Raw genomic sequence first — 8,979 nt, 5'->3', positions numbered from 1 at the left:
TCCGGCTGCGCAGCAGTCGCAACATCAGAGCTTGCGGTACGTCAGAGAGATCGTGCAAGCCGGATTTACGACTGCTGCGCAGCCGGACGCAGGCTACGCCAGCTGCTACAAGGAAGGCGTAGCGTCCGGGTTCGCCTGACTGATCGGCATTAGGCCAGGCCCTTCGAATTTCAACGGTGCCGCCGGTCTGTCAGAAGACGACGGTTTTGTTGCCATGCACGAGCACCCGGTCTTCCAGGTGATAACGCAGGCCACGGGCCAGCACCATTTTCTCGACATCACGGCCGAAACGCACCATGTCTTCGATGCTGTCGCTGTGGCTGACACGCACCACGTCCTGCTCGATGATCGGACCGGCATCCAGCTCTTCGGTCACATAGTGGCAGGTCGCGCCGATCAGCTTCACGCCACGCAGGGACGCCTGGTGATACGGCTTGGCACCGACGAACGACGGCAGGAAGCTGTGGTGAATGTTGATGACCTTGTGTGCGTATTCACTGCACAACTCGGGCGGCAGGATTTGCATGTAGCGGGCAAGCACTACCACTTCGGCATCGTGCTGCTTGACCAGGCGCGATACCTCGGCGAAAGCCGGTTGCTTGTCCTGCGGATTGACCGGGACGTGGTAATACGGAATGCCATGCCACTCCACCATGCTGCGCAAGTCATCATGGTTGGAAATGACGCAGGAAATTTCGCAGTCCAGCTCATCGCTGTGCCAGCGGTGCAGCAAATCGGCCAGGCAGTGCGACTCGCGGCTGGCCATCAGGACGACACGCTTCTTTTGTGCAGTATCGGTGATGCGCCAGTCCATCGAGAACTCTTCGGCGATCGGGGCAAAAGCTTCGCGAAACGCCTCGATACCAAATGGCAGGGAGTCGGCACGGATTTCGTGACGCATGAAGAACCAGCCACTGAGATTGTCCGAGTGATGGCTCGCTTCAGTGATCCAGCCGTTGTGTGATGCCAGAAAGTTACTGACTTTGGCAACGATGCCAACACGGTCCGGGCAAGAAATCACCAGACGAAAAGTGCGCATGAGGGGGGAACTCCAGAACTTCGCAAAGGCCGCCATTCTAGCGATTGCGCAGCAAAACTGCAGTATTGTTGACGTTTCGCCCTGTCGGAAGGTCGGCGCGACAGGTCGGACAAAGCCAGTGCCCGTTCGCACAGATGCTCTAGCGGTGCCAGTCAATTGTTAATTTATGTATATCTGTCAGACTCGGACCACACTTACAACTGCATTACCAATGTGCGCCGAAACCACAGCAACTAAATTAAATAAACTTGGCTTAAATGTTTACTTGATGAAACACCGTGACTATTATTGCCGCACTGTCACCTGCCATCCAGCGCACAACATAAGGTAAGTCCACATGTCCTTGATCAACGAATATCGCGCCACCGAAGAAGCTATCAAAGAGCTGCAAGCCCGTTTGAAGAACCTGTCCCAAGACGACAAACTGCAAACCGAGCTGGAATTCGAAGGCAAACTGCGCACCCTGATGGGCGAATACTCCAAGTCCCTGCGTGACATCATCGCGCTGTTGGATCCAGAATCCAAAACCAAAGCACCTCGTGGCGCTGCAGTAAAAACTACCGGCACCAAGCGTGCTCGCAAAGTTAAACAATACAAAAACCCGCACAACGGTGAAGTCATCGAAACCAAAGGTGGCAACCACAAGACTCTGAAAGAGTGGAAAGCCAAGTGGGGCGGTGACGTGGTGGAAGGTTGGGCTACCCTGCTGGGCTAAGCCCCAGAGCTTGTCGCAGATGGATCCGTGACAAAAAATAACGCCAGCAAATGCTGGCGTTATTTTTATGCGCGGTATTTATGCCCTGGCATGTTCGATTTCAAAGATTCAAACGCTGGCGCAATCCCTGGACATAATCCTGCCACTCACTGAGCACCCCCTGCTGAAACGGAGTAGCACTAACGCTCAATTGGGCCGCGGTCTCTACAAAACTCTCAAGGGTATTTGGCGCCCCCCACTCGGGTTCTGACAAACGTTTCTGACAGAATATTCGCCAGCGCTCGTGCTCTTCGGAATTCAACGTGTCGGGAAAGTTGCGTGCGCGATATCGAAACAGCAATTCAGGCAAACGTTCGTCATCGAAAGGCCATTGCTCTTGTGCCAATTGCATCGGGTCAACGGTTCTGACTTGCTCACACAATCGCCGATCCCGATCACCGATAAATCCATCGTATAACTGTTGCTCCGGATCCTGGTTCGGGGAAAAATCTTCGCGGGCATAAATCGCCAGAATTTTATCCAGCCAAACTTTCTGCGCGTCATTTAGCCGCAACACCCGCTGCTGATACAGTGCCATATCCAGCCCCAGGCGCTGTTGATCTTCCTTGCGGAGTACCGACAACGGTGCCACTACCGGGCACTTGTTGATGTGAATCAGTTTCAACGGCACCGGCAACTCACCTTCGGCCAGTTCCTCGCGGCGGCAATACAAGCGCTGGCGCAAACTTTCGGCATCCAGGTCGAGCAGGCTCTGAGGATCGAGGTGCAGGTCACAGACGATCAGGGCGTTCTTGTTGCGTGGGTGCCAGGCCAGCGGCAACACCACACCCACATAGCTGCGCGCGGCCGAAAAACGCCCGGAAACATGCACCAGCGGTTGCAGCAGGCGTATCTGGTCCATGACTTTTTGCTTGCTGCGCAACTGAAACAGCCAGTCGTACAGTTTTGGCTGTTTTTCCCGTATCAGGCGTGCCAGGGCGATCGTCGCGCGAACGTCCGATAGCGCTTCGTGGGCATTGCCATGATCGATGCCATTGGCAGCGGTCAGGCGCTCGAGTTTGAGCGTGACCCGCCCCTCGTCGTCCGTCGGCCATTGCATGCCATCGGGGCGCAAGGCATAAGCGGCGCGCACCACATCGATCAGGTCCCAGCGGCTGTTGCCGCCCTGCCACTCCCGTGCATAAGGGTCGAAAAAGTTGCGGTACAGGCTGTAGCGGGTCATCTCGTCGTCGAAACGCAAGGTGTTATACCCCGCGCCACAGGTGCCCGGCGCTGCGAGCTGGGCATGCACCCGAGTCATGAAATCGGCTTCGCTCAAGCCTTGCGCCTGCAGTTGCCCGGGGGTGATTCCCGTGATCGTGCAGGCGGCCGGATGCGGCAGGATGTCATCACTGGGCTGGCAGTAAAGATTGACCGGCTCATCGATTTCATTGAGATCGAAGTCAGTGCGCAGGCCGGCCATTTGCAACGGACGGTCGCAACGGGGATTGATGCCAGTGGTTTCGTAGTCGTACCAGAAGATGGAAGTCACGGGCGGTTCCTGAACTGAAGATCGGCAAAGTCTAGGCGTTCAGTTCCCGTCCCGGCCAGTAGTCTTGTCATTCAAGCACCTGGCGCGACTCACCAGGCAATACATAGTTATGTCGTTTCCCCCCGCCACCGCCCCTCGAATAGGCTGCTAGCATCGAATGGATACACAATCCCGAATAAGGCCACATCATCAGGTTGCCCATGCTCGAGACCACAGCACTGCGAGGGAATGCGCCGCTGTCACCGCCACTGGATACGCGGTATCACGTCGAAACGCCGGAGGGCGTCGACCTGCCGCTGCGCCCGGCCGGGTTGATGGTCCGTGCGCTGGCGTTCGCCATCGATCTTGTTTTGCGCGGCCTGGTCCTGGGCGTGCTGTTCATGGTACTGGCGATGCTCGGCAAACCGGGTGCCGGACTCGGGTCAATCCTGCTGTTCGTGGTGAACTGGTGGTACATGGTGCTGTTCGAGGTCCTCAACCACGGCCGCTCGCCGGGCAAGCTATGGATGGGAATACGAGTGGTGCACGACGATGGCACCCCGGTCGGCTGGTCCGCGTCGCTGCTGCGCAACCTGTTGCGCGTTGTCGACCTGTTGCCGTTCGGCTACTGCCTCGGAGCCATCAGTTGCCTGCAACATCCTCAATTCAAGCGCCTTGGCGATATCGCCGCCGGGACCCTGGTGATCTACCGCGAACAATCGCACACCCGCCCCGAACTCCCCGAAGCCCAGCCCCGCCGCCCGGCCTTTACCCTGACGCTCTCCGAGCAACGGGCCATTCTCGGTTTTGCCGAGCGCCAGGGCGAACTCTCCCGGGCCCGGGTCGATGAACTCGCCGCGATCCTCGCCCAACCGTTGCAAGTCCAGGCCCCGCAGACGGTCACTGAACTCAACGGCATCGCCCGCGGCTTGTTGGGGCCGCCATGAAACAAAGCCTTTTTGAAAACCGGCACAAGGCCGAATGGGAACAGTTCGCTCGCCTGCTCGAGCAATTGGAGCACGACAGGAAAGCCACCGGAGCCGGCAATTTCCCGAGGGACTACCGACGTCTCTGCCAACACCTGGCACTGGCCAGGGAGCGCGGCTACAGCAGTTTTCTGATCGACTCCCTGCAGCAACAAGTGCTGCGTGGGCATCAACAGCTTTACCGTCACCGCAGCCATTTGGGGGGTAATGTGCTGGCATTCATCCTGGCCGGTTTCCCGCGGCTGGTGCGCGAACAGTGGCGTTTCGTACTCGTCGCCAGCCTGCTGTTTTTTGCCAGCCTGGCCGGTTTCGCGCTGCTGGTGTACCTGTACCCGGACCTGGTCTACAACCTGATCCCCGCCAGGCAGGTCAGTGAAATGCAAAGCATGTACGACCCCGTTGCCGGTCACCTCGGGCGCACGGCGGAACGGGCTGCCAGTGAGGACTGGGTGATGTTCGGCTACTACATCATGCACAACATCGGCATTGCCTTTCAGACCTTCGCCAGTGGTTTGCTGTTTGGCTTGGGCAGCGTGTTTTTCCTGATCCTCAACGGTCTGAAGATCGGTGCAGTGGCCGGCCACCTGACTTACATCGGCTACGGGCAAACCTTTTGGTCATTCGTGATCGGCCACGGCGCTTTCGAACTCAGTGCCATCGCCCTGGCCGGTGCCGCCGGCCTGAAGCTGGGCTGGGCGTTGATCGCCCCGGGGCGCCTGCCACGCGCCGAGGCCTTGCGCCTGGCAGCGCGCAAGAGTGTGCTGCTGATCTGCGGCGTCATGCTGTTTCTGTTGATCGCAGCATTTATCGAAGCCTACTGGTCGTCAATGACTCACCCGTCACACCAGACCAAGTACCTGGTCGGCGCGGCGCTCTGGTTGCTGGTGGTGGTTTATCTCGTGTTTGCCGGACGTCACCGCCATGCGCCTGAGTGACGCCACGGTGGTGATTCGCCCACGCCGGACCTGGGAAGCCATGGACCTCGGCGTGCTTCTGAGCCAGCGCCACCGACGCCTGTTGATGACCAGTTGGGCCATGGTCACCTTGCCGGTTTTCGCGCTGCTCAGTTGGGGATTCCGGGATTCGCCCTCTCTCGCCGTGTTCATTTTCTGGTGGCTGAAGCCGGCGTTCGAACGCCTGCCCTTGTACATCCTGTCCAAAGCCATGTTCGGTGAAACGCCGACGCTCAAGCAGGCCCTCTATCAATGGCCACGGTTGCTCAAGCCACAGCTGCTGGCCAGCCTGACCTGGCGCCGCCTGAGCCTGCACCGCAGCTTCCTGATGCCGGTGATGCAACTGGAAGGCCTGGACGGACACGCGCGACAGCAGCGTTTGCACGTATTGCTGCAGCGAGGCGGTGGCGCGGCGCGATGGCTGACGATCATTGGTGCGCATCTCGAAGGTACGTTGTGGATCGGCTTGATGGTGCTGTTCTATCTGCTCCTGCCACAACAGGTCGCGCTCGACTGGAGCTGGCAGTCGCTGATCTCTGCGGCCACCCAGGACTGGCGCTGGCTGGAACACCTGACCAATGCGTTTTATGCCTTGGTACTGGTGGTCTGGGAACCGGTCTATGTCGCCTGCGGTTTCAGCCTTTACCTGAACCGGCGCACCGTTCTGGAGGCCTGGGATATCGAACTGGTGTTCCGCCGGATGCGCCAGCGTCTCGTCAGTGCAGGGGCTGTCCTGTTGATCGCCGTGATTGTGCTGATGCCGACCACACACAGCGCGTGGGCCGCCGAACCCGCCATTTCGCCCGACAGCCCGCGTCTGCTGGGCCAGCCCCTGAACAGCCAGGTCTCCAGGGACAACATCAAGGCAATCCTCGAACAGCCGCCCTTCAAGAACCGGGAAACGGTGACACGCTACCGTTTGGGCGAAGACCAACCGGGCGCCGGAGCCCCGGGCGAAGGCAAGACACCGCAATGGCTGAAGGCCCTGTTGAAGCTGTTTGAGGGGCAGCGCTTCGAGGCCTTGGCGACACTGATTGAAATCGTACTGTGGGGCACGGTCGTCGCAGCCATCGGCCTGTTGATCTGGCGCTATCGCGACTGGTTGCAGGCGTTCGTCAGCCGACGACCGGCACTCAATGTCAAAACCACGCGGCCGTTACCGCAGCAGGCATTCGGCCTGGACCTCAAACCCGAGTCCCTGCCCGCGGACATTGCCTCCAGCGCTGAAAGCCTCTGGCAGACCCACCCGCGCGAAGCGCTCGGCTTGCTCTATCGCGGCCTGCTCAGCCGCCTGGTGCACGACTTCAACATCACGCTCAAAGCCGCCGACACCGAAGGGCAGGTTCTTCGGCGTGTCGAACTGTTACAGCAACCGGCCTTGCTGGCCTACAGCACAAACCTGACCGGGCACTGGCAAAACATGGCTTACGGTCATCGCCTGCCGCCCGATCAGGTGCAACAGCAATTGTGTAACGGCTGGCGTGTGTTGTTCGGCCCCGGGGCCGCCCGTTGAGTCGGCGCAGGGGGGCGATAGCCGCGGCGTTGATCGCCGTGTCGGTGGTTGCGCTGAGCGTTTATCTGTACCTCAAGGTTATCCCTTACCAGACCGTAATCGACCACGGTCCCTCCCCCGAAGCCAGGGCCAACCCTTATCTGGCGGCGGAGCTCTTCCTGCGCAAGCATGGCCTGAGCGTCGAGCACGCCAATGACCTCGACATCCTGCCCAGTCTCGACCCGCGTCGACGCAGCCTGCTGTTGCTCGGGGACCACAACAACATGACCCCACGACAGATCGACCAGGTAATGAACTGGACCCGGGCCGGCGGGCGGCTTCTGTTCGTCGCCCAGTCGCTGTGGAATAAAAAACTCGGCCACAGCAATGACCTGCTGCTCGATCGGGTGCAACTGCACCAGTCCCTGAGCAAAGACCTCAAGGAACCGCCGCCCAATGTCGGCGACGATCCTTTCCCGCTACTGACCAAGCTCTATCTGGAAAACGAAGACGCCCCGGCCTATGCCGGTTTCAATACCGCGTTCCATCTCGAAGACCCGAAAAACCTCGCCCAGGCCTGGGCCAACAGCGCCAGGGCCACGCACATGATGCAGCTCAACTACGGGCGCGGCTCGATCACCGTGGTCACCGATGCCGACTTGTGGAAAACCCCGGCCATTGGTCAGTTCGACAATGCCTGGCTGCTCTGGTACCTGACCGCCGATACCCGCGTCACGCTGATTTTCAATGCCGATCACGACAACCTGCCGACCTTGCTGCTGCGCAATTTTCCCCAGGCGCTGGTCGCGTTGCTCGCTTTGATCGGCCTTGGTTTCTGGCACGTTGGCGTGCGTCAGGGGCCGTTGCAGGAGCCGGCACCGAAAGCGCGCCGGCAATTGCAAGAACACCTGCGTGCCAGTGCCGACTTCCTGTTGCGCCGCAACGGTCAGGCCGGCCTGCTGCAAGCCTTGCAGCAAGACATCCTGCGCCGCGTGCGGCGTCGCCATCCCGGCTTTGAACAACTCGGCGTTGCCGAACAATGGCTGGTGCTCGCACGCCTGACCGGCCAACCCACACGCGCCATCAGCCAGGCCATGAGCCCACGACCGAAGCAACGGCTTTCCAGCGTTGAATTCAGCCGTCAGGTCGCCCACCTGCAATCCTTGAGGAACGCCCTATGAGTGACCCCATCGAGCCCGAAGTAGCGGACCATGCCGCTCAACAACGTCAGCGTGCCAGCTATCTGGCCCAGGCCGTACGCCATGAGTTGCAAAAAGCGTTGATCGGCCAGGACAACGTTATCGACGATGTCCTGACGGCGTTGATCGCCGGTGGCCATGTACTGCTTGAAGGCGTGCCGGGGCTGGGCAAGACCTTGCTGGTGCGCGCCCTCGCCCGTTGCTTCGGCGGTGAATTCGCGCGCATTCAGTTCACCCCGGACCTGATGCCCAGCGACGTCACCGGGCATGCGGTGTACGACTTGCAGACCGAGCAATTCAAGCTGCGCAAAGGCCCGGTGTTCACCAATCTGTTGCTGGCCGACGAGATCAACCGCGCCCCAGCGAAAACCCAGGCGGCGCTGCTCGAAGCCATGCAGGAACGGCAAGTCACCCTCGAAGGCCGGCCATTGCCGATTGCGCAACCGTTCATGGTGCTCGCCACGCAAAATCCCATCGAGCAGGAAGGCACTTATCCGTTGCCGGAAGCCGAGCTGGACCGCTTCATGCTCAAGGTGCGCATGGATTACCCCGACGCCGGGCAAGAGCTGAACATGGTGCGCCAGGTCAGCCGCTCGACCCGGGCCGACATGCTTGATGTCCAACCCATGCGCACGCTGTTGCAGGCCAGGGATGTGCTGGCCCTGCAACGCATTGCCAGCGACCTGGCGCTGGACGATCAGGTGCTCGATTACGCCGTGCGCCTGGCCCGCACTACACGCAGCTGGCCGGGCCTGACCCTCGGCGCCGGGCCGCGTGCCTCCATCGCACTGGTGCGCTGCGGTCGGGCCCGGGCGCTGCTGCGCGGTGGCGAATTCGTGATTCCGGATGACATAAAAGGTTGCGCACTGGCCGTGCTGCGCCATCGTGTACGCATTGCGCCAGAGCTGGATATCGAAGGGCTGGATGTCGATCAGGTGCTCCGACAGATGCTCGACCAAGTGCCGGCGCCACGGCTGTGAACATCCTTATGTCGAACGCAAATCCCGTGGCGAGGGAGCTTGCTCCCGCTCGGCTGCGCAGCAGTCGTAAACCCAGCGGCTGCGTTTTGCCTGACAAACCGCGGC

At 60.2% G+C, this 8,979-nt stretch carries 8 protein-coding genes; 6 read left to right on the top strand and 2 right to left on the bottom strand.

Translation table 11 applies throughout. The annotated features are described in order from the left end of the window. Positions 1 to 190: 190 nt before the first annotated feature. Positions 191 to 1,039 (bottom strand): formyltetrahydrofolate deformylase, encoded by an 849-nt coding sequence (purU, locus tag PMI28_RS16410; protein ID WP_007986152.1) that lies wholly within the window; start codon positions 1,037 to 1,039, stop codon positions 191 to 193. 337 nt (positions 1,040 to 1,376) lie between these two features. Between purU and mvaT the strand changes: the two genes are divergently transcribed. Further along, entirely contained in the window at positions 1,377 to 1,754 is a 378-nt protein-coding gene (mvaT, locus tag PMI28_RS16415; RefSeq protein WP_007986150.1) for a histone-like nucleoid-structuring protein MvaT, read from the top strand. Between the two features lie 100 nt (positions 1,755 to 1,854). Here mvaT and sbcB read toward each other — a convergent pair whose 3' ends face one another. Continuing rightward, a complete protein-coding gene (sbcB, locus tag PMI28_RS16420) occupies positions 1,855 to 3,285 on the bottom strand; it encodes an exodeoxyribonuclease I (protein ID WP_007986148.1) in 1,431 nt (476 codons plus the stop codon). Between the two features lie 200 nt (positions 3,286 to 3,485). On the opposite strand from sbcB, the gene PMI28_RS16425 reads away from it, so the two are divergent. From PMI28_RS16425 to PMI28_RS16445, 5 genes are read left to right on the top strand one after another with little or no spacing between them, the layout of a single operon-like run. After that, positions 3,486 to 4,211 (top strand): RDD family protein, encoded by a 726-nt coding sequence (locus PMI28_RS16425; protein ID WP_007986146.1) that lies wholly within the window; start codon positions 3,486 to 3,488, stop codon positions 4,209 to 4,211. Continuing rightward, on the top strand, positions 4,208 to 5,185 hold the full coding sequence (locus PMI28_RS16430; protein ID WP_007986144.1) for a stage II sporulation protein M: 978 nt from the start codon (positions 4,208 to 4,210) through the stop codon (positions 5,183 to 5,185). Before PMI28_RS16425 ends, PMI28_RS16430 begins: the two co-directional genes overlap by 4 nt. Further along, positions 5,172 to 6,716, top strand: coding sequence for a DUF4129 domain-containing protein (locus PMI28_RS16435; protein WP_007986141.1), 1,545 nt, complete (start codon positions 5,172 to 5,174; stop codon positions 6,714 to 6,716). The genes PMI28_RS16430 and PMI28_RS16435 overlap by 14 nt, the downstream gene beginning before the upstream one ends. Continuing rightward, a complete protein-coding gene (locus tag PMI28_RS16440; protein ID WP_007986139.1) occupies positions 6,713 to 7,876 on the top strand; it encodes a DUF4350 domain-containing protein in 1,164 nt (387 codons plus the stop codon). Before PMI28_RS16435 ends, PMI28_RS16440 begins: the two co-directional genes overlap by 4 nt. After that, a complete protein-coding gene (locus PMI28_RS16445) occupies positions 7,873 to 8,874 on the top strand; it encodes an AAA family ATPase (RefSeq protein ID WP_007986137.1) in 1,002 nt (333 codons plus the stop codon). Before PMI28_RS16440 ends, PMI28_RS16445 begins: the two co-directional genes overlap by 4 nt. Positions 8,875 to 8,979 lie beyond the last annotated feature (105 nt).

Origin of the sequence: Pseudomonas sp. GM48 (assembly GCF_000282335.1) — a bacterium.
Lineage (GTDB): Bacteria > Pseudomonadota > Gammaproteobacteria > Pseudomonadales > Pseudomonadaceae > Aquipseudomonas.
This window is presented reverse-complemented; position numbering and strand designations above follow the sequence as displayed.